This window comes from Cellulosimicrobium sp. 4261 (assembly GCF_040546915.1).
GTDB lineage: Bacteria > Actinomycetota > Actinomycetes > Actinomycetales > Cellulomonadaceae > Cellulosimicrobium > Cellulosimicrobium cinnabarinum.
This window is the reverse complement of record NZ_JBEPOQ010000005.1, coordinates 25,830-46,420: the sequence shown is the minus strand read 5'-3', so window position 1 is coordinate 46,420 and position 20,591 is coordinate 25,830. Positions and strand designations below refer to the sequence as shown.

At 74.7% G+C, this 20,591-nt stretch carries 16 protein-coding genes; 2 read left to right on the top strand and 14 right to left on the bottom strand.

What is annotated here, in order from left to right:
• Positions 1–65 precede the first annotated feature (65 nt).
• Together ABIE39_RS08210 and ABIE39_RS08205 are read right to left on the bottom strand one after the other, a co-directional pair.
• Entirely contained in the window at positions 66–1,199 is a 1,134-nt protein-coding gene (locus ABIE39_RS08210) for a branched-chain amino acid aminotransferase (RefSeq protein ID WP_061268764.1), read from the bottom strand.
• 207 nt (positions 1,200–1,406) lie between these two features.
• Entirely contained in the window at positions 1,407–2,450 is a 1,044-nt protein-coding gene (locus ABIE39_RS08205) for a 3-isopropylmalate dehydrogenase (protein ID WP_034654425.1), read from the bottom strand.
• 134 nt (positions 2,451–2,584) lie between these two features.
• Between ABIE39_RS08205 and ABIE39_RS08200 the strand changes: the two genes are divergently transcribed.
• Positions 2,585–3,805: an ROK family protein gene (locus ABIE39_RS08200; RefSeq protein WP_175008253.1), complete on the top strand. Its 1,221-nt coding sequence runs from the start codon at positions 2,585–2,587 to the stop codon at positions 3,803–3,805.
• Between the two features lie 73 nt (positions 3,806–3,878).
• Here the strand turns inward: ABIE39_RS08200 and ABIE39_RS08195 are convergent, their stop codons facing one another.
• The 10 genes from ABIE39_RS08195 to ABIE39_RS08150 form a co-directional block, all read right to left on the bottom strand.
• On the bottom strand, positions 3,879–4,418 hold the full coding sequence (locus ABIE39_RS08195) for an ASCH domain-containing protein (protein ID WP_175008252.1): 540 nt from the start codon (positions 4,416–4,418) through the stop codon (positions 3,879–3,881).
• 263 nt (positions 4,419–4,681) lie between these two features.
• Positions 4,682–5,707: a ketol-acid reductoisomerase gene (ilvC, locus tag ABIE39_RS08190; RefSeq protein WP_074809856.1), complete on the bottom strand. Its 1,026-nt coding sequence runs from the start codon at positions 5,705–5,707 to the stop codon at positions 4,682–4,684.
• 114 nt (positions 5,708–5,821) lie between these two features.
• Positions 5,822–6,346, bottom strand: a complete 525-nt coding sequence (gene ilvN, locus ABIE39_RS08185) for an acetolactate synthase small subunit (RefSeq protein WP_074809857.1) — start codon at positions 6,344–6,346, stop codon at positions 5,822–5,824.
• Positions 6,347–6,352: 6 nt separating this feature from the next.
• Positions 6,353–8,263 carry an acetolactate synthase large subunit gene (locus tag ABIE39_RS08180; RefSeq protein ID WP_175008249.1) on the bottom strand — a complete coding sequence of 637 codons (1,911 nt, stop codon included), beginning with the start codon at positions 8,261–8,263 and terminating at the stop codon, positions 6,353–6,355.
• Between the two features lie 376 nt (positions 8,264–8,639).
• Complete coding sequence (locus ABIE39_RS08175; protein ID WP_354051519.1) at positions 8,640–10,511, bottom strand: alpha-glucosidase; 1,872 nt, start codon at positions 10,509–10,511, stop codon at positions 8,640–8,642.
• A 129-nt stretch (positions 10,512–10,640) separates the two neighbouring features.
• A complete protein-coding gene (locus ABIE39_RS08170; protein ID WP_354051288.1) occupies positions 10,641–11,636 on the bottom strand; it encodes an NAD-dependent epimerase/dehydratase family protein in 996 nt (331 codons plus the stop codon).
• Positions 11,633–13,447 carry a class I adenylate-forming enzyme family protein gene (locus tag ABIE39_RS08165; RefSeq protein ID WP_354051286.1) on the bottom strand — a complete coding sequence of 605 codons (1,815 nt, stop codon included), beginning with the start codon at positions 13,445–13,447 and terminating at the stop codon, positions 11,633–11,635. The genes ABIE39_RS08170 and ABIE39_RS08165 overlap by 4 nt, the downstream gene beginning before the upstream one ends.
• On the bottom strand, positions 13,444–14,676 hold the full coding sequence (locus ABIE39_RS08160; protein WP_209829699.1) for a cytochrome P450: 1,233 nt from the start codon (positions 14,674–14,676) through the stop codon (positions 13,444–13,446). Before ABIE39_RS08160 ends, ABIE39_RS08165 begins: the two co-directional genes overlap by 4 nt.
• On the bottom strand, positions 14,673–15,464 hold the full coding sequence (locus tag ABIE39_RS08155) for a glycosyltransferase family 2 protein (RefSeq protein WP_255437065.1): 792 nt from the start codon (positions 15,462–15,464) through the stop codon (positions 14,673–14,675). The genes ABIE39_RS08160 and ABIE39_RS08155 overlap by 4 nt, the downstream gene beginning before the upstream one ends.
• Positions 15,461–16,555 carry a 3-oxoacyl-ACP synthase III family protein gene (locus tag ABIE39_RS08150; protein WP_255437063.1) on the bottom strand — a complete coding sequence of 365 codons (1,095 nt, stop codon included), beginning with the start codon at positions 16,553–16,555 and terminating at the stop codon, positions 15,461–15,463. Before ABIE39_RS08150 ends, ABIE39_RS08155 begins: the two co-directional genes overlap by 4 nt.
• Before the next feature lie 128 nt (positions 16,556–16,683).
• On the opposite strand from ABIE39_RS08150, the gene ABIE39_RS08145 reads away from it, so the two are divergent.
• Positions 16,684–18,048, top strand: coding sequence for a cytochrome P450 (locus tag ABIE39_RS08145; protein WP_354051283.1), 1,365 nt, complete (start codon positions 16,684–16,686; stop codon positions 18,046–18,048).
• A 46-nt stretch (positions 18,049–18,094) separates the two neighbouring features.
• On the opposite strand, the gene ABIE39_RS08140 is transcribed toward ABIE39_RS08145, so the two are convergent.
• The gene (locus ABIE39_RS08140) at positions 18,095–18,769 is read right to left on the bottom strand and encodes a 4a-hydroxytetrahydrobiopterin dehydratase (protein ID WP_354051281.1); all 675 of its coding nucleotides are present in this window, start codon (positions 18,767–18,769) and stop codon (positions 18,095–18,097) included.
• 80 nt (positions 18,770–18,849) lie between these two features.
• Positions 18,850–20,568, bottom strand: coding sequence for a dihydroxy-acid dehydratase (gene ilvD, locus ABIE39_RS08135; protein ID WP_021482630.1), 1,719 nt, complete (start codon positions 20,566–20,568; stop codon positions 18,850–18,852).
• Positions 20,569–20,591 lie beyond the last annotated feature (23 nt).

The window sequence follows — 20,591 nt, the reverse complement described above, 5'->3', positions numbered from 1 at the left end:
GGCTGCTGCACGACGACGGGGCGCCCCTCCCGCGGGAGGGGCGCCCCGTCGTCGTGCGGACCGGCTCAGGCGAGCCGGCGCAGCCAGCCGTGGCGGTCGGCGGCCCGACCGGTCTGGATGTCCGTGAGCTCGGTGCGGATCGTCATGGTCAGCGAGCCCGCCTCGCCGGTGCCGATCGTGTGGTCGAAGTCCGAGCCGGCGAGCCGACCGATCGGCGTGATCACGGCGGCCGTGCCGCACGCGAACACCTCCGTCACGGAACCGTCCCGGATCCCGGCGAGGACGTCGGTGAGCGGGATGCGGCGCTCGACGACCTCGTGCCCGCGGTCGGTGAGGAGGCGGATGATCGACGAGCGCGTCACGCCCTCGAGGATCGATCCGCTGAGCTCCGGCGTCTCGACCGAGCCGTCCGCCTTGACGACGAACACGTTCATGCCGCCGAGCTCCTCGAGGTAGGTGCGCGTCGCGGAGTCGAGGAAGCACACCTGCTCGCACCCGTGCTGCTGCGCGACCACCTGCGGGAGCAGGCTCGAGGCGTAGTTGCCGCCGCACTTGGCGTCCCCGGTGCCGCCGGCGCCGGCGCGGCTGTACTCGCGGTCCACCCAGATCGACACGGGCTTCACGCCGCCCGAGAAGTACGGGCCGACGGGCGACGCGATGACGAGGTACTCCGCCTCGAGCGACGGGCGCACGCCGAGGAAGGCCTCGGAGGCGTACATGAACGGGCGCAGGTAGAGGCTCGCCTCCTCGCCCGTCGGGACCCAGTCCACGTCCGTGCGCACGAGCGCGGTGATCGACCCGACGAAGTCGTCCATCGACAGCGCGGGCAGCGCGAGGCGGTGCGCAGAGCGCGCGAACCGGGCGGCGTTGGCCTCGGGCCGGAACGTCCACACCGAGCCGTCGGCGTGGCGGTACGCCTTCATGCCCTCGAAGATCTCCTGCGCGTAGTGCAGGACGGCGGTCGCCGGGTCGAGGAGGAGCGGTCCGTACTTCTCGATGCGGCGGTCGACCCACCCGTCGGTCGAGTTCCAGCTGATCCGCGCCATGTGGTCCGTGAAGACGGTGCCGAACTTCGGGGCCGCGATGGCGGCCTCACGCTCGGCGGGCGGGGTCGGGCTGTCCGTGGGGCGGACGTCGAACAGGGCGACGAGGTCCTCCGCCGAGGAGGACGGCTGGTGCTGCGCTGCGAGGGTGCTCATCATGAGGCCTTTCACCTGGCGACCCGGGTGGTCTCCGCCTAGTTTTCCACGCCGGTGCGGCTCGTGCGGGGATCCGCGCGAGGGCACGACGACGCGGGGCGTCACCGGGTCAGAACGGGAGGGATCCGGTCCTGGGGCGATGACGACCGAGGTGCGGGGACTGCGGCGAACCGGTGCCCGGGCCCACCGGGGGCCCGTGACGGCGTGTCAGCCGGCGACGCGAGCGGCGAGCTCGCGGCCCACCTCGGCCGTCGAGCGTACTCGGCTCCCCCGCTCGGCGAGGTCGGCGGCGACGGCCGCCTCGACGCGCTGCGCCTCGTCGCCGAGGCCCAGGTGGTCGAGGAGCAGCGCGACCGACAGCACCGTGGCGGTCGGGTCGGCCTTGCCCTGCCCGGCGATGTCCGGCGCCGAGCCGTGCACGGGCTCGAACATCGACGGCGCGGTGCGGTCCGGGTTGATGTTCGCGGACGCGGCGAGGCCGATCCCGCCCGTGATGGCGGCGGCCTGGTCGGTGAGGATGTCGCCGAACAGGTTGTCGGTGACGATCACGTCGAAGCGCGAGGGCTTCGTCGTGAGGAAGATCGTCGCGGCGTCGACGTGCAGGTAGTCGGTCGTGACGTCGGGGAACTCCGCGTTGACGGCCTCCACCGTGCGGCGCCACAGGTGCCCCGCGTGCACGAGGACGTTGTGCTTGTGCACGAGCGTGAGGTGCTTGCGCGGACGCGCCTGGGCGCGGGCGAACGCGTCGCGCACCACGCGCTCGACGCCGAACGCGGTGTTGAGCGAGACCTCGGTCGCGATCTCGTGCGGCGTGCCGGTGCGCAGCGAGCCGCCGTTGCCGACGTACGGGCCCTCGGTGCCCTCGCGCACGACGACGAAGTCGATCTCGCCCGGGTCGGCGAGCGGGGACGTGACGCCCGGGTACAGCTTGCCCGGGCGCAGGTTGACGTAGTGGTCGAGCGCGAAGCGCAGCTTGAGCAGCAGGCCGCGCTCGAGGACGCCCGACGGGACGCTCGGGTCGCCGATCGCGCCCAGGAGGATCGCGTCGTGCCCGCGGATCGCGTCGAGGTCTGCGTCGGTGAGCGTCTCCCCCGTGGCGTGCCAGCGCCGCGCACCCAGGTCGAACGGCGTCGTGGAGACCTTCACGTCCGAGCCGGCCACGGCGGCCTCGAGCACGGCGAGCCCCTGCTCGACGACCTCGGTCCCGATGCCGTCGCCGGCCACGACTGCCAGATCAATGGTGCGCGTCATGCCGGCGAGCCTACGCCGCGCCGCCACGCTTCGGGACGGTGGTCTCACGTCTCGGACGCGGGCGGAGTTGCGTTCCCGGCGCGCAGAGTCCACTATTAGTAAACTTTCCTAAAGCCCGTCGAAGGACCGACCACATGACCGCGCCCGCCACGTCGAGGGTTCCGGGGACCCCCGGACTCCTGCGCACCATCAACGACCGCGCGGCCTTGGAGCTCCTCCTCGACGGAGGACCCCTGACCCGGTCCCAGATCGGCGACCGCACCGGCGTCTCCCGCCCGACCGCCTCCCAGATCGTCGCACGTCTCGAGCAGTCGGGGCTCATCGAGCCCACCGGTTCCGTGCAGGGAGCGCGGGGCCCGCAGGCCACCCAGTACGCCGCCCGGACCGACGTCGTCGTGGGCCTCGCGCTCGACGTCGTCCCCGCCGGCGTGCGCGCCAGCGTCGTCGACGCGCTCGGCCGCACGCTCGGCGAGACGACCGTGGCGGCCGGTCCGGAGCGCTCGGCCGCCGCCGACGTCCTCGCCGCGCGCGACGAGGCCTGCGTCGACGCCGGCATCCCCGTCTCCCGCGTCGCGACCGCGGTCGTCGGCGTGCAGGCCGCCGTCGCGCCGCGCACCGGCGACATCGCCCTCGTCGGCGAGCTCCCCGGCTGGCCGCGCCACGGGCTGCGCACGCACCTCGAGGACGTCCTCGGCATCGACGTCCACGTCGAGAACGACGTCAACCTCGCCGCGATCGCCGAGCGCGACGCCGGCCGCGACGAGGAGAGCTTCGCGCTCCTGTGGCTGGGCGAGGGCATCGGCATGGGCGCGTGGCTCGAGGGCCGCGTGCACCACGGCACCGCGGGGGGCGCCGGCGAGATCGGCTACCTGCCGGTCCCCGCCGCCGGCATCGACGACTCCGTCAACGTGCAGGACCTCGTCGGCGGCCTCCGCCTCGTCGAGCTGTGCGCCCGCGCGGGGGTCCCCGGCATCATCGAGGGCGGCTCCTCCTACGGCGACGCCGTCGCCGCCCTCGCCGCGCACCGCGACAGCACCGCCGTGCACGAGCTCGTCCAGGACCTCGCGCACCGCGTCGCGGTCGTCCTCCAGCCCGTCGTCGCCATCCTCGAGCCCGACGCCGTCGTGCTGGGCGGGCCCACGGGCGTCGCCTGCGGAGCACCGCTCGCCGAGGCGACCGCCGCCGTCCTGCGCGGCACCGACCAGCGGTCGGGAGCGGTCGTCGCGAGCGTCGTCCCCGAGCTCGCCGTGCTGCGCGGCGCGCGCTCCGTCGTCGCGCAGGACGTGCGCACCCTCCTGCTCGCCGCCGCGGGACGACCGGACCACCCGGTCGTCGCGCCCTCCGTCCCGGGGTAGTCCTCTTCACCTACCTCGCGAGCGGTGGCCGGCCGACCGTGGCACGGCCGGCCACCGCTCATCCTCGCCACGCTCAGCGCGGGTAGCGCAGCTCGAACCGCTCGCACACCAACGGCATGTCCGGCGCGAACTCGCGCGACAGCACCCGGCGGAAGTACTTCTCGTGCTCGACGCGCCACGACTCCAACGACCGGTCGTCCTCGCCCTCCGCGTGCGCGAAGTCCGCGTCGACGTCCTCGAACGCGACGATCTCGACCGAGGTGGTGCGGATCAGCGCGCGCGGGTGGCCCGCACCGTCCAGCAGGATGGACAGCTCGCCGACCCGCGGCACCGCCTCGCCCGTCTCCTCGTACTCCCACAGGGCCGACGACGTCGCCGTCTTCTCGCCCGTGAGCACGGCCATGAGCAGGTCGTCCGCCAGGGCCGGGTTGTCCCCGAACGACCACGCCGGGGGCGGGACGCTCTCGGACACCGTGGTCCCCGTGACGACGCCGAGCCGCGCCATGCCCGCGCTGGGCCGGGCCAGCTCCCAGAACGCCAGGATCTCCGCCGCCCGCTCGTCCACCGTCACGTCGTCCGTCACCGGGTCTCCCTCGTCCGTCTCTCGGGTCATGCCCCCATCCTGGCGCACGGGGCCGCGCACCACCCGCACCGCCCGCCCACCGGTCGTCGGCCGGTCACGACGGCGACGACGAACGGCCGGCCAGACCGGTGGGACGACGAAGGGGTGGGCGACCCCTCGCGCGGAACGCGCGAGTCGGTCACCCACCCCCGGTGTAGCGGAGGAGTCAGCGCGCGGCGCTGCCCTCGGTACCTACGGTCGGGCAGACACCTCCCGCCGACTCCGGCAAGAGCTCCTCCGTCGCCCTGCCTGCGTCAGCGTGCGGCGCTGCCCTCGGTGTAGTCGGCGTCCTGCTGCTTCCACGCGAACAGCGACCGCAGCTCCTTGCCGACCTTCTCGATCGGGTGCTGCGCAGCCTTCTCGCGGAGCTCCGTGAACTCCGGCGCGCCGGCGTCCTGGTCGTCGATGAAGCGCTTCGCGAACGCGCCCGACTGGATGTCGGCGAGGACGCCCTGCATGTTCTCCTTGACGCGGGCGTCGATGACGCGCGGGCCGGAGACGTAGTCGCCGTACTCGGCGGTGTCGGAGACGGACCAGCGCTGCTTGGCGATGCCGCCCTCCCACATGAGGTCGACGATGAGCTTGAGCTCGTGCAGCACCTCGAAGTACGCGATCTCCGGCTGGTAGCCGGCCTCGGTCAGCGTCTCGAAGCCGTACTGGACGAGCTGCGACACACCACCGCAGAGCACGGCCTGCTCGCCGAACAGGTCGGTCTCGGTCTCCTCGGTGAACGTCGTCTTGATGACGCCCGCACGCGTGCCGCCGATCGCCTTCGCGTACGACAGCGCGACGTCCCAGGCCTGGCCCGACGCGTCCTTCTCGACGGCGATGATGTCCGGGATGCCACGACCCGCGACGAACTCGCGGCGCACCGTGTGGCCCGGGGCCTTCGGGGCGACGAGGATGACGTCGACGCCCTCGGGGGCCTCGATGTAGCCGAAGCGGATGTTGAACCCGTGCGCGAACGCGAGCGTCTTGCCCGTGGCGAGGTTCGGCTTGATCTCGTCGTTGTAGATCGAGCGCTGGTGCTGGTCCGGCGCGAGGATCATGATCAGGTCGGCCCACGCCGCGGCGTCCGCCACGGACTTGACCTCGAAGCCCTCGTCCTGGGCCTTCGCGACGGACTTGGAGCCCTCGCGCAGGGCGACGACGACCTCGACGCCCGAGTCGCGCAGGTTCTGGGCGTGCGCGTGACCCTGGCTCCCGTAGCCGACGATCGCGACCTTCTTGCTCTGGATGATGGACAGGTCGGCGTCGTCGTCGTAGAACAGCTCAGCCACGATGGATCTCCTCGGTTCTTCGTTGCGGTGCAGGGGTCTGTTGCGGTGTCGCGCGGAACGGCGACCGGTGCGCACCGACGCCCGCAAGGGTCTCGGTGCGAGGGTAGGCGATGGTCAGGCGGAGCGGACGACGCGTTCCAGCGCGCGGTCCGTGATGGAACGGGACCCGCGCCCGACGGCGACGGTCCCCGACTTCACGATCTCGCGCACGCCGTAGGGCTCGAGGGCTCCGAGCAGCGCGTCGAGCTTCTCCCCCGTGCCGGTCGCCTCGATGGTCACGGCGTCGGGCACGACGTCGACCACCTTCGCGCGGAACAGGTTGACGACCTCGAGGACGCCGGTGCGGTGGGCACCGTCGGCGCGGACCTTGACGAGCAGGAGCTCGCGCTGCACCGAGGCGGTCGAGTCGAGCTCGACGATCTTGATGACGTTGACCAGCTTGTTGAGCTGCTTCGTCACCTGCTCGAGCGGGCGCTCCTCGACGTCGACGACCACGGTGATGCGCGAGATCTCCTCGTGCTCCGTGGGGCCGACGGCGAGGGAGTGGATGTTGAAGGCGCGGCGTGCGAACAGGCCCGCGACGCGCGTCAGCACGCCGGGCTTGTTCTCGACGAGCACGGAGAGGGTGTGGCGGGACATGGCGGGTCAGTCCTCTCGGTCCCACGCGGGCGAGATGCCGCGCGCGTACTGGATGTCGTCGTTGCTCACGCCGGCGGCGACCATCGGCCACACCATCGCGTCGCGCGAGACGTTGAAGTCGATGACGACCGGGCGGTCGTCGATCTCCATCGCACGCTTGATCGCGGCGTCCACCTCGCCCATCGACTCGACGCGGATGCCCGCGCACCCGTACGCGTCGGCGAGCTTGACGAAGTCGGGCACGCGCGCCGTGCCGTGGCCGGTGTGCAGGTCCGTGTTCGAGTAGCGCTGGTCGTAGAACAGCGTCTGCCACTGGCGCACCATGCCGAGCGAGCTGTTGTTGATCAGCGCGACCTTGATGGGGATCTCGTTGATCGTGCAGGTGGCGAGCTCCTGGTTGGTCATCTGGAAGCAGCCGTCGCCGTCGATCGCCCACACCGTGGCGTCGGGGCGGCCGACCTTCGCGCCCATGGCCGCCGGGATCGAGAAGCCCATGGTGCCGAGCCCGCCGGAGTTGAGCCACGTCCGGGGGTGCTCGTAGCGGATGAACTGGGCCGCCCACATCTGGTGCTGCCCCACGCCCGCGACGTAGATCGACTCCGGGCCGGAGATCTCGCCCAGGCGGGAGATGACGTGCTGCGGCGCGAGGTGGCCGTCGTCGGGCTCCGTGTAGCCGAGCGGGTACGTCTCGCGCCAGTCGTCGATCTGGCGCCACCAGGCCTCGACGTCCGGCTTGCCCTTGGCCGCGTGCTCGCGCTCGAGCTCGGGCAGCAGGTCGGTGATGACCTCCTTGAGGTCGCCGACGATCGGCACGTCCACGTCGCGGTTCTTGCCGATCTCCGCGGGGTCGATGTCGGCGTGCACCACCTGCGCGTGCGGCGCGAAGCTGGACAGCGCGCCCGTGACGCGGTCGTCGAACCGCGCGCCGAGCGACACGACGAGGTCGGCCTTCTGCAGCGCCGCCACGGCCGGGACGGTGCCGTGCATGCCGGGCATGCCGAGGTTCTGGGGGTGCGTGTCGGGCACCGCGCCGCGCGCCATGAGCGTCGTCACGACGGGCGCGCCCGACAGGTCGACGAGGCGACGCAGCTCGGGCGACGCGTTCGCGCGGATCACGCCACCGCCCACGTACAGGACCGGACGACGGGCCGACGCGAGCAGGCGCGCGGCCTCCTTGATCTGCTTGCTGTGCGGCTTCGTCACCGGGTGGTAGCCGGGCAGCTGCACGTCCTGCGGCCAGGCGAACGTGGTGCGGGACTGCATCGCCGACTTCGCGATGTCCACGAGCACGGGGCCAGGGCGGCCGGTCGAGGCGATGTGGAAGGCCTCGGCGATGGTGCGCGGGATGTCGTCCGGGTCGGTGACCAGGTACGAGTGCTTGGTGATCGGCATGGTGATGCCGACGATGTCCGCCTCCTGGAAACCGTCGGTCCCGATCATCGACTCGGCGACCTGCCCCGTGATCGCCACGAGCGGGATCGAGTCCATGTTCGCGTCCGCGATCGGGGTCACCAGGTTCGTCGCGCCCGGGCCCGACGTCGCCATCGTGACGCCGACGCGGCCGGTCGCGTGGGCGTAGCCCTGCGCCGCGTGGCCGCCCCCCTGCTCGTGGCGCACGAGGATGTGGCGCAGACGCTGGGAGTCCATGAGCGGGTCGTACGTCGGGAGGATCGCACCACCCGGGATGCCGAAGACGACCTCGGCACCGGCCTCCTCGAGCGAGCGGACGATCGACTGCGCGCCCGTCATCTCCTCGCCTGTCGGGGCGCCGGTCGAGGCGCCGGCCGGGCGAGCCGTGGCTGCGCGCCGGACGTCGCCGCGCGGGGCGACCGACGCGGGTGTCGGGGCGGGCTTCGGCGCCGCGGCGGACGCCGGGGCGCCCTGTCGCGGAGGTGCCGGGGTGGGACCCTGGGCCATGGTGTCTCCTGCGTGTCGTGGCCTCGGCCCGGCGGGCGCCCCGTGGGGCGCTCCACCGGGAACCGGAGCCGACCGTGGTGGTGCGGTCGTGCTGGTCGCGGTGTGCGGGTGCCGGTCCTCGCGGGTCTCGCGGGTGCGGCGCTCGCGGTGGCCGGGTGGGCCCGCCGCGGTCTGTCTGCCGTGCTGATGGCGTTGTGGTGGCAACAAAAAACCCCTCGGACCCGGGATGCCGGGCTGGACGAGGGGTGAGCGCGCTGACGAAGCCTGGTGGCGTGGCCTCAGCCGGCGCGCTCAGGAAGTACTACAAGGAGGATCGTCTGCACGTCTGGGACTGTACGCCCATGTCCCGGTGATGTCACGTGTCGAGGCGGCCGTCTCACGCACTGGGACGTGCGGTGCGCGGACCGGTGCGACGGAGCACCCGCCCCTCCCACGGCTCCAGGTGCCCGACGACGCCCGGCCGCGTGCCGTCGTCGGCCCGCCCGGGGTGCGTGGTCACGAGGACCGACGCCTCCTCCCAGCCCGTGAGCGTCCCGGCCGGGACGTCCTGCGGCACGCCGCCGACGTTCACGAGGACGAGGAGCTCGTCCCGGACGGTCGAGCCGTCGGGCCCGGGCGCGTCGAGGGCGCGCGTGAACGCGTAGATCGCCTCGTGGTCGGGCAGCAGCATGCGGAAGTCGCCGAGCGCGACGACCGGCTCCTGGCGGCGCAGCGCGACGAGGCGCCGGTAGAAGTGCAGCACGGAGTCCTCGTCGGCCCAGGCCGCCTCCGCGTTGATCGTCGTGTGGTTCGGGTTCACCTCGAGCCACGGCGTCCCCGTCGTGAAGCCCGCGTTCGCGCTCGCGTCCCACTGCACGGGCGTGCGGGCGTGGTCGCGGCTCGCGTGCGCCAGCACGGCGAGCATCCCCCCGTCGGTCCGCAGGCGCGGAGCACCCGTGCGGCCGGTGAGCTCGCGGAAGTACCCGAGCGACTCGACGTCCTGGTACTGCTCGATCCGCGTGAACGGCGCGTTCGTCATGGCGAGCTCCTCGCCCTGGTAGACGTAGGGCGTGCCGCGGTGCAGGTGCAGCAGGAGGGCGAGCGCCTTCGCCGAGGCGACGCGGTGCTCCGGGGAGTCGTCGCCGAACCGCGAGACGACGCGCGGCTGGTCGTGGTTGTCCCAGTAGAGGGCGTTCCAGCCCCGGTGGGCGAGGCCCGCCTGCCACCGGCCGAGGGTCGCCTTGAGGTCGGCGAGGTCCCACCGGACCGGGTCGTAGCGGGTCGCGCCGTGGTCGATGCCCATGTGCTCGAACTGGAACACCATGTCGACCTCGCGACGGTCCGGGTCGGTGTACCGCACGCCGTGCTCGACCGTCACCCCCGGCGTCTCCCCCACCGTGAGGATCTCCCGGCCGCGGGCGAGGTAGGGCGCGAACACCTCGCGGTGCATCTCGGCGAGGAACTCGTGCACGCGCGGCCCGTCCGTGTAGTGCGGGCTCCCGTCCCCGTAGGTGCCCCAGTGCACCTCGCCGTCGGGCAGCGAGCCGTCGGGCGCGACGTCCTTGGAGACGAGGTTGATGACGTCCATGCGGAAGCCGTCGACGCCGCGGTCGAGCCACCGCCGCATCATCGCGTAGACCGCCTCGCGGACGTCGGGGTTCTCCCAGTTGAGGTCCGGCTGCTTGGTGTCGAACAGGTGCAGGTAGTACGCGCCCGAGGCCTCGTCGAACCGCCACGCGCTGCCCCCGAAGAACGAGCGCCAGTTCGTCGGCTCGGCGCCCGGGGCGCCCGGCTCCATGCCCTCGCGCGCGGGGCGCCACCAGTACCAGTCGCGCCGCGGGCTCTGCGCGGACGAGCGCGACTCGACGAACCACGGGTGCTCGTCGCTCGTGTGGTTGACGACGAGGTCCATGACGAGCTTCATCCCGCGCGCGTGCAGCCCCTCGATCAGGGCGTCGAGGTCTGCGAGCGACCCGAACAGCGGGTCGACGTCCTCGTAGTCGCTGATGTCGTAACCGTTGTCCGCCTGCGGCGACCGGTACACCGGGGACAGCCACACGACGTCGACCCCGAGCCTCTCGAGGTGGTCGAGGCGCCGTGTGATCCCGGGGAGGTCCCCGACGCCGTCGCCGTCGGTGTCCTGGAACGAGCGCGGGTACACCTGGTACACGACCGAGCGCGTCCACCAGGGCGCGTCCGCCGGCGTCTCGGCACCGGGCCACCCCCCGCGGCGTGCGTCCTCGGCCTCGGTCCGGGCGTGCTGCGACATCGTCGGTCCTCTCTGCTCCACGTCTCGTCCCTCACCCTGCCCGACCGCGCCGCGGGGCGCGCGTCCGGCACGCCGGACGGACGTCCCCCACGACCGGGTCGAAGGACGGGGCGAGCACCGGTGCGGCGCTCACCACGCGTGCGCCCCGGCGAACGACGTCGGGGACGGGTCGACGCCCAGCACGTCCCGCAGGACCGTGAGGTCGTAGGTGCGTTCCGTCGCGAGGTGGCTCAGCGCGTACCGGGTGAGGCGCGGCGGCCCAGGGCGTCGCAGCAGCCGGGCGACGGTCTCGACCGCGCCCGCGAGCGCCCAGGCGGGGCGGACCGGGACGGCGACGACCCGCACGTCGGTGCCGCGGCGGCGCAGCGCGTCGACGAGCGCGTCGCGCAGCACGACCGGCTCGGCGTCGGCGACGTTCGCGACGAGCAGCCCCCGGGTCGCGACCTGCTCGTGGTGGTCCACGGCGGGCGCGGTGGCGCGGGCCGCGTCGTCGGGCAGCACCAGGGCGGCTCGCACCGCGGCGAGCAGCGTGTCCACGTGGGTCAGGGACTGGAGCACGCGCCCGCCGCCGGGCAGGACGAGACGCCCGCGCCGCACGGCGGCCTCGACGCGTGGCAGGAGCGTCGTGTCCCCGGGACCGTAGACCGCGTGCGGGCGCAGCACGACGACGGCGCCCCGCTCCGGGTGACGCGCGACGTCACGGGCCAGCGCGCGCTCGGCCTCCGCCTTCGTCGTGCCGTAGGCGTCGAGGTACCGCGCGACCGGTGCCTCGCGCTCGCGGGCGCGGACGCTCGGGCGGAACGGGTCGTACACGCTGCCGGACGAGACGTGCACGAACCGGGCGCCGGGGAACGTGTCGCGGACCGCGAGCGTCCCGGCGACGTTCGTGGCACGCGCGACGTCGAGCGCGCACCAGTCGGACACGGCGGCGCCCGCGTGCACGACGGCGTCCACCGGGGGCGGGTCGACCAGCGGACCGGTGGTGAGGTCCCAGGCGAGGTGTCTGGCGCCGTCGACCGTCGCGTCGCGGCGGGACGCCGTCCAGACCTCGTGGCCGTCGGCGACCAGACCGCGCGCGACCGTTCCCCCGACGAACCCCGACGCCCCGGTGACGACGACCCTCACGCGCGGGGGCCGGGGGTGTCTCGGCCGACGGGGGTCGGCGCGGCGGGCACGCGCGGATCGGGGACCGCGAGCGGCGCGGCGGGCACCAGCGTCGCGGTGGCGCGCGAGAGCGCGGCGCGGTCGGGCTTGCGCGAGCGGCCGGCGAGCGGCACGCGGTCCGCGTGCAGCACGACGTCGGGCAGCGCGTCGTGGTCGAGCACGCCCGGCAGCGCGGCGCGCACCCGGTCGACGAGCGGGTGGTGCGGGTCGAGGCGGACCGCCGCACCGGCGTCGGCCCTCGGACCGGGCCCGGCCGCCCCGCCCGGCCGCTCGCCCACCGTGGAGGTGACGACGAGCGCGACGCGTTCGTCGCCGTCCACCTGGGGCACGCCCACGAGCAGCGCCTCGCCGACGCCGTCGAGCGCGGCGATGCGGGGCTCGAACAGGCCGGGGTAGATGTTCGTCGTGCCGCGGATGATCATGTCCCGCGTGCGGCCGACGAGCACGAGCCGCCCCGCGTGATCGACGCGCGCGAGGTCGCCGGAGCGGTGCTCCGTGGCCCGTGCGCCCGCGCCGCGGACGGGGGCGTCGAGGTCGTGCAGGTAGCCCGCCATGAGCGACGGCCCCGACAGCACGAGCTCCCCGACGACGTCGTCGCGCCCGGGCTCGCCCACGCCGTCCCGGCCGCCCTCGGGCTCCTCGCCCTCGACCGGGTCGAGCCGCACGACCGTGCCCGGCAGCGGCGCGCCGACGAGGTCGCCGTCGCCCGCGTGCGCGAGCTTCTCCCGTGCCTCGACCACGGCGACCGGGAGGATCTCCGTCATCCCGTACACCGCGACCCACCGCGTGCCGGGCAGCACGCGCGTCGCGCGCTCCAGGAGCGCGCGGGTCACGGGAGCGCCGCCGACGAGCGCGACGCGCGGCCCGCGCGCGGGCACCCTCCCGGCCTCGACCGCGTCGAGCAGCGCCGTGGCGTCCGCGGGCACGAGGTACGTGCCCGCGGCGCCGTCGAGCTGGCGCGCGAAGGTCGTGATGTCGCGGCCCGGCGGGTCGGCCGGCACGGACCACGTGGCACCCGCGAGCAGCGCCGGGACGCCGAGCAGCATCTGGTCGGTGTGCACGACGTCGCCCGGCGCGAGCGCGAACACGTCGCGCAGCAGGTCGCAGCCGGCGAGCAGCGACCCGGCCGTGTGCACGACGGCCTTCGGCTGCGCCGTCGTGCCGGACGTGAAGACGGTGAGCGCCTCACGGTCCGGGTCGAGCGGCGGCAGCGCCGCGCGGTCGACCGGGCTCGCGGCGAGGCGACGCGCGGCGCGCGAGCCGCGCGGCACCCCGGGGAGCCACGGCCCCGCGTGCACGTGCCGCAGCGGCAGGCTCGCGTAGTCGGGCAGCAGCAGGCCCCGCGACCGGGCCAGTCGGCGCAGCGGCCCGCGCGAGACGGCGTAGAGCAGCGACTCGGTGGTCGCGAGCGACGGCCCGGCCGCGTGCACGCGCGCCGCGAAGAGATCGGGGGTCGACCCCGGGTCGACGAACACGATCGTGCTGCCCGCGCGGACGACCCCGAGCGCGAGCACGACGCCCGCCGGCCGGGGCCGCACTGAGAACAGGGCACGGTCCCCGGGCGCGAGACCGCCGGCCGCGAGCGCCGTCGCCGTCGCCTCGACGCGCCGCGCGAGGTCGGCGTACGTGACCTCCTCGCGCACGCGCGCGCCGCGGCGGCCCGGCCGCGTCCAGCGCCGGAGGGCGACGGCATCGGCGGACGCGTGCCCGGTGACGCCACGCTCGAGGATCGGGGCGAGCAGGTGGCGGGGCACGCCGTCGGGCACGCTCACGCCGCCTCCCTCGCTCGCACGACGAGCGAGCGGTACGCGGGGATGAGCACGCCGCGCGCGACGGCGCGGTCGGTGACCTCGAGGCTCCGGCCCGCCGCGGCGACCGGGCGCAGGGCGTCCAGCACCGCGTCGACCTGGGCGAGGGCGAGCGGCATGCCGAGGCAGAAGTGCGGCCCGGCGCCGAACCACAGGTGGCGCACGGCCGGGTCGACGGGGGCGTCCGGGTCGAAGGGGCCCGCGTCCTTGCAGCACGAGACCGTCGCGACGACGACCCGGTCCCCCGCGCGGACGCGGACGTCGCCCACGGTCGTGCCGGCCCGCACCGAACGGAGCATGGCGGGCGTGGGGGCCGTGACGCGCAGCGCCTCCTCCACGACGCGACCGCGCAGCGCGGCGTCGTGCCCGCTCTCCGAACCGGCCGCGAGGAGCCGGTCGAGCCAGCCGGTGTCGGCGGCGAGCGCCACGAGGCGCGGCACGAACGACTGGATCGTCTCGGTGCCGGTGAGCACGAACGCGCCGACGGCGCCCAGCGCCTCGTCCTCCGAGAGCCCGAGCTCGCGCATGCGCCCGGGCACGGTCGACGGGTCCCCCGCACGGTAGGCGTCGCGCGCCGGGGCGGACAGCCGCGCGAGGACGGCGCGCGCGTGCCGCACCTGGGTGGGCGTGAGGCTGCGCCGGTGCAGGCGCACGAGCCCGACCACGGACTGCGCGGCGGTCATCGCGTCGCGGACGGCAGAGTCCGTCGGGGGCAGCCCGGTCATCGCGCAGATGACCGTCCCCGCCATGGTCGCCGTCTGTGCCACGAGGTCGACGCGCTCGCCCGCGAGCAGCCGCGGGGCGAGCCCTGCGAGGACGTCGGGGACGCTCACCGCGACGAGGTCGCGCACCGCGCGGGGCGTGAAGAGGCCCGACAGCGCCCGGCGCAGGCGCGCGTGGTCGGCGCCCTCCATGTTGAGGAGCACGGACGGGCCGAGCACGGGCGTCCACAGGTCCGACGGCGACCCCGGACCCACCTTGGAGAAGTGCTCGGTGTCGAGCAGCACGGCGCGTGCCGTCGCGGCGTCGGACACGACCACCCCGATCCCGGGGACGCGCACGACCGGCCCGCGGTGCCGCAGGGCCCGGATCGCCGGGTAGACGAGCGGGTGCGCCCCGCGCTGGACCCGCTCCTCCCAGCGCATCGCCGCGGCGAGCCCGGCACGTGCGGGCGCGAGCGCCGTGCCGCTCATCGGATGTCCACGAGCTCGGGCCGGTAGCGGTGGTCGGCGTACCAGCCGAGCGTGCGGACGAGGCCCCACGCGTGCGCCCGGCGCGTGGACGCGAGCACGACGACGTCGCGGTGCGCGCCGTACCGCCGCGTGAGGCGGCGCACCGCGTTGACGAGCGCGCGGTCCTCGTGGACGTCCTCGATCGCGGTGCGCGGGAACCCGCCCGCCGCCTCGTACAGCGCCGCCGTGATCGCCATGTTGCAGCCCGGCGCCATGACGTAGGGGCCGAGGTAGGACGGGTCCTGGTTGCCGGGGCGGAAGCGCCCGAACGTGCTCGCGACGCTCACCGCCGCGGAGAGCACGCCCTGCTGGACGCGCGAGACCGGGCGGTCGTCGGTGCGCGGCACGAGGCGCCCCGCGACGAGGTCGTGCCCGCTCGCGAACGCGGCGCGCACGCGCCGGGTCCAGTCGGGCAGCGGCAGGCAGTCGGCGTCGGTCCGCGCGAGGTGCGTCGCGCCCTGCGCGATCGCCGCCCGCATCCCCGTGTCGGCCGCCGCGCCCGTGCCCTTCCGCGGCTCGTCGACGACGCGCCACCGCGTCATGCCCCACGCCGCCGCGGTCGCGCGCACCAGGTCGCCCGTGCCGTCCGACGACCCGTTGTCCACGACGACGAGGTCGAAGTCCGTGTCCTGCTGGTCGCGCAGCGCCTCCAGCGTCGCGACGATCCCGTGCGCCTCGTCCCGTGCGGGCACCACGACCGCGAGCCGCTGCGTGCTGGCCACGCCGCGCGTGAACCGTCGGGCGCTCACAGCCGGACCACCGTCGCGCCGATGCTGATGCCGCCCGCAAGGCCGACGAGCACGACGACGTCGCCCGGCCCGACCCGACCCGTCTCGAGCGCGGTCGCGAGCTGGAGCGGGAGCGTCGCGGAGGCGACGTTGCCGTGGTCGGCGACGGTGACGAGCGTGCGGCCGGTCGGCAGGCCGAGCGCCGCGTGCACGTCGTCGAGGTAGGCGACGGCGACCTGGTGCACGGCGACGAGCGCGACGTCGTCCCACGTGAGCCCCGCCCGGCCGAGCGCGTCGAGGACGACCCCGGGCCCGAGGGCGAGGAACGCGTCCCGGAGCCGCGACCCGTCGATCTCGAAGTAGGTGCGCTCGAGGTCGCGGGGGTGCGCGGTGCCGCCGCCGGGGAGCATGCCGACGTCCCAGTGCGTCGACTCGGCGCCGAACGCGCTCGCCAGGATGCCGCGGGGCGCGGGAGCGCCGGAGCCGTCGCGCGCGTCGGCCTCCGCCGGGGTGGCGCGGCGCACGAGGACCGCGGCCCCGGCGTCGGACATGGTGTAGCCCGGGGCGGAGAGCAGGTACGTCGCGCGGTCGGGGACGTCCCAGCGCACGGCGCGCGACGGCGCCTCCCCGCACGCGACGAGCACGGTGCCGTAGCGGCCCGTCGCGACGAGCGCCTCGGCGACCTCGATCGCGTTGAGCACCGAGTTGCACGCGTTCTTGACGTCCATGACGGGCGCCCGGACCCCCAGCTTCGCGGCGACGATGTGGCTCGTCGCGGGCTCGACCATGTCCTGGCTCGCCGACGCGAAGAGGAGCAGGTCGACGTCGTCGGGCGCGAGGCCCTGGGTGGCCAGCAGCTTCTCGGCGGCCGCGACGGCGAGGTCGGACGCGTCCCAGTCGTCGGGGAGCACGTGGACCTGGCGCACGCCCGTGAGGCGCGCGACCATCGGCACGCGCGGCGCCGCGCCCGGGTTGCGCGCCGCGAGCGCGCGCTCCGCCTCGCGCACGTCGACCACGCGCTCGGGCAGGTGGACCCCGACGGCGGCGATCACCGCCGCAGGACGCACGGGAGCGGGCCCGGGGGCCACCGGGTGGGACGGGTTCTCTGGCACGCGCGACACAGTAGCCAAGCAGACCCCCTCGGACGGCGGTCGTCCACAGGTTCCGATGGGGTGAAGTGCCCATCCCCGGACGGCGGCGCAGCCACCCCGTGGCCTCGCCGGTGCGCCACACTGACCCGGTGACTGCGACCACGACCGGCCCCGTGCCCACCCGCGAGCGACGTCGCGCCCTGCCCACGACCCGGCGCGAGCTGCAGGTCCTCACCGCCGCGCGCCCCGCGATGGCCGGCGTGCTCCTCGTGGGCGGCGCGCTCACCGGCCCGCGCCCGGGCGGAGGGCTGCGCCGGGTTCCGGGCCTCGGGTGGGTGACGGCCGACCCGACCGTCGGCCGCCGCATCCTCACCGACCACCGGCACTTCACGATCGTCGGCGAGGGCGGGGTCGGGCACCTGTGGGCCCAGATCCTCGGCGACTGGGTCCTCGACCTGTTCGACGGCCCGGGCCACCACGACCTGCGCACCCGCTCGCGCGAGCTCTTCACCGAGGCGAGCGCCGCGGCGCTGGTCGACGGCGCGTGGTCGCGCGCGCTCGACGACGCGCGCCGCACCCTCGCCGCGGGCGGGTCGGTCGACGTCGGCCGGCTCGCGCGCGTGCTCGTCGGCCGGATGATGATCTCGCTGCTCGGGATCCCGTCCTCGGCGGCCACCGGGGCGGGCACAGTACCGGGCACAGGGGCGGGCACAGGGGCGGGCACCGGGAGGGGCGCGGCGCCGGAGGCCGTCCCGACGGACGACGACGCGCTCACGGCCTTCGCGACGGGCGAGCGGCTCGCGTCGATCGCGCTCGGCAGCGCCGGCTCGACGTACCTCGCGCCGGACCAGGTCGCGGCGGCGCGGGAGATCGTCGCCGAGCTGACCCAGGGCGTCCCGGACGGGTGGCGGCACGCGCCGGCCGACCGCCTGCTGGGCCGGTGCCGCGAGCTCGGCCTCGGGCTGGAGGAGACGACCGGGCTCGCGAGCCTGCTCATGGTCGCGGGCACCGAGACGTCGGCGTCGGCCATGGCCCGCACCACCGCGCTCCTGATCGACACCGGCGAGCAGCACCGCCTGCTCCGGCTCCTGGCCGACGAGCGCACCCACCCCGTCGAGCGGGCCGCCGGCGAGCCGGACGCCGTCGAGAACGCCGTGCGCGAGGGTCTGCGCGTGACGAGCCCGGCGTCGGTGATCGGCCGGGGCGTGTCGGCCGACGTCGAGGTCGCGGGCCGCACCCTGCGCGCCGGGGAGCGCGTCATGATCCTCACGTGGGCGGCGAACGCGGCGGCCGGGCCGTTCCGCGCCGACCGCCCCTACGTGCGCGAGACGCGTCAGCTCTGGTTCGGCGCGGGGCGCCACCTGTGCCTCGGCGCCGCGCTCGCCCGCGCCGAGATCGCCGCGCTCCTGCACGCGCTGTACGACGACGGCGCTCCCCTGCGCGTCGTGTCCCGCCGCGCCAAGCGCCGGGTGCTCGTGCCCGGCTACGACGAGCTCGTCGTCGCGCGCGCCTGACCCCCTGTGGGAGGCCACGCCGCCGGGCCGGGAGCGACGCCTCGCGTCAGTCGCGCGCCTGCCAGGTGCACACGCACGCCTCGTTGCCCTCGGCGTCGGCCAGGACCCAGAAGGCGGGCGCGCGCCGGTCGGAGACGAGGTGCCCGCCCGCGGCGATGGCGGCGGTGACGCGCGCCTCCGCGACGTCGTGCGGGACCGTCACGTCCACGTGGATGCGGTTGCGCTGCTCGCGCGGCGCGTCCATCTGCTGGAACCAGAACGCGGGAGCGTGCGCGGTCGGGTCGCGGAGCTCGGGCGCGGGCAGCTCGGGCGCGCCCTCGTCGAACCCGAGGACGGCGCGCCAGAACGGCTGCACCGCCGTCCCGACGAGGGTGTCGACCGCGATCTCGAGGTCCTGCACCGCGGTCGGGTCCGCGCGGAGGTCGAGCTCGCGCGCCGCCGCGGAGATCTGCCGGGCGAGGGCCACGTCGCGCGCGCTGACGCCCCCGACGTCGTGCGACGTCAGCCGGACCGTCACCGACCCGTACCGCAGGTCGACGTCGGGGTGGTGGTTCGCCGCCTCGGCGAGCTCGCCGATCGCGTCGACCAGCTCCACCCCCGCGGTGAACGACCCCGTGCGGAACAGCGTCTGCACCGTCCTGAGGATGAACCGCCAGTCCTCGACGCCGTCGCTGTCGTGGAACTGGCGCGCGGTGATGCGGTCGTCCGCCGTCTGGGTCATGGCCGTCCTCCGGGGTGCGTCGCTGCGGCGAGGTGCGACACCACGCTAGTGCGCGCCTGCGACGTCCGCGCGCTCCGCGGTCACTCGAGGATCGCGCCGCGCGACGCCGACTGGACGAGCTTGGCGTACTTCGCGAGCACCCCGCGCGTGAACGTCGGGGGGAGCGGCGCCCACCCGTCGCGACGCGCGGCGAGAGTGTCGGCGTCGACGAGCAGGTCGAGCGTCTTGTTCGCGACGTCGAGCCGGATCGGGTCGCCGTCGCGCACGAACGCGATGGGTCCCCCGTCGACCGCCTCGGGCGCGACGTGCCCGACGCACAGGCCGGTCGTCCCGCCGGAGAAGCGGCCGTCCGTGAGCAGCAGGACCGTCTTGCCGAGCCCCGCGCCCTTGATCGCGCCCGTGATGGCGAGCATCTCGCGCATCCCCGGGCCGCCCTTGGGCCCCTCGTACCGGATGACGACGACGTCCCCGTCCGTGATCGTCCCGTCCTCCAGGGCGTCGAGCGCCGCGCGCTCGCGCTCGAAGACCCGGGCCGTCCCCTCGAACACGTCCTCGTCGAACCCGGCGGACTTCACGACGGCCCCCTCGGGCGCGAGCGACCCGTGCAGGATCGTGATTCCCCCGGTGTGGTGGATCGGGTCGTCGAGCGCACGCAGGATCTTGCCGTCCGGGTCGGGCGGGTCGATCTCGGCGAGGTTCTCCGCGACGGTGCGGCCCGTCACGGTGAGCGCGTCGCCGTGCAGCAGGCCGGCGTCGAGCAGGGCCTTCATGACGACGGGCACGCCGCCGATGCGGTCGACGTCGTTCATCACGTAGCGCCCGAACGGCTTGAGGTCGCCGAGGTGCGGCACGCGGCTCGCGACGCGGTCGAAGTCGGCGAGCGTCAGGTCGACCTCGGCCTCGTGCGCGATGGCGAGCAGGTGCAGCACCGCGTTGGTGGAGCCGCCGAACGCCATGACGACGGCGATCGCGTTCTCGAACGCCTCCTTCGTCATGATGTCGCGCGCCGTGATGCCGAGCCGCAGCAGGTTGACGACGGCCTCGCCCGAGCGGTGCGCGAACGCGTCGCGGCGCCGGTCCGCCGACGGCGGCGCCGCCGAGCCGGGCAGCGACATGCCCATCGCCTCGGCGACCGACGCCATCGTGTTCGCGGTGTACATGCCGCCGCACGCGCCCTCGCCGGGGCAGATGGCGCGCTCGATGCGGTCCACGTCCTCGCGGCTCATGAGCCCGCGCGCGCACGCGCCGACCGCCTCGAACGCGTCGATGAGCGTGACGTCCTTCTCCGTGCCGTCGGAGAGCTTGACCCAGCCCGGCATGATCGAGCCCGCGTAGAGGAACACGCTCGCCAGGTCCAGCCGCGCGGCCGCCATGAGCATCCCCGGCAGGGACTTGTCGCACCCGGCGAGGAGGACCGTCCCGTCGAGGCGCTCCGCCTGGACGACCGTCTCGACCGAGTCCGCGATGATGTCGCGGCTCACGAGCGAGAAGTGCATCCCCTCGTGGCCCATGGAGATGCCGTCGGAGACGGAGATCGTCCCGAACTGCAGCGGGTACCCGCCGCCCGCGTGCACGCCCTCCTTCGCGCCCTGCGCGAGCCGGTCGAGCGACAGGTTGCACGGCGTGATCTCGTTCCACGAGCTCGCGATGCCGATCTGCGGCTTGGCGAAGTCCTCGTCGCCCATGCCGACGGCGCGCAGCATGCCGCGCGACGCCGTCGCCTCCAGGCCGTCGGTGACCTGGCGGGAACGCGGCTTGAGGTCGGGTCCGGCGTCGGACCCCGAGGTGTGCCCAGTCATGACCCCACTCTAGGAACGGCACC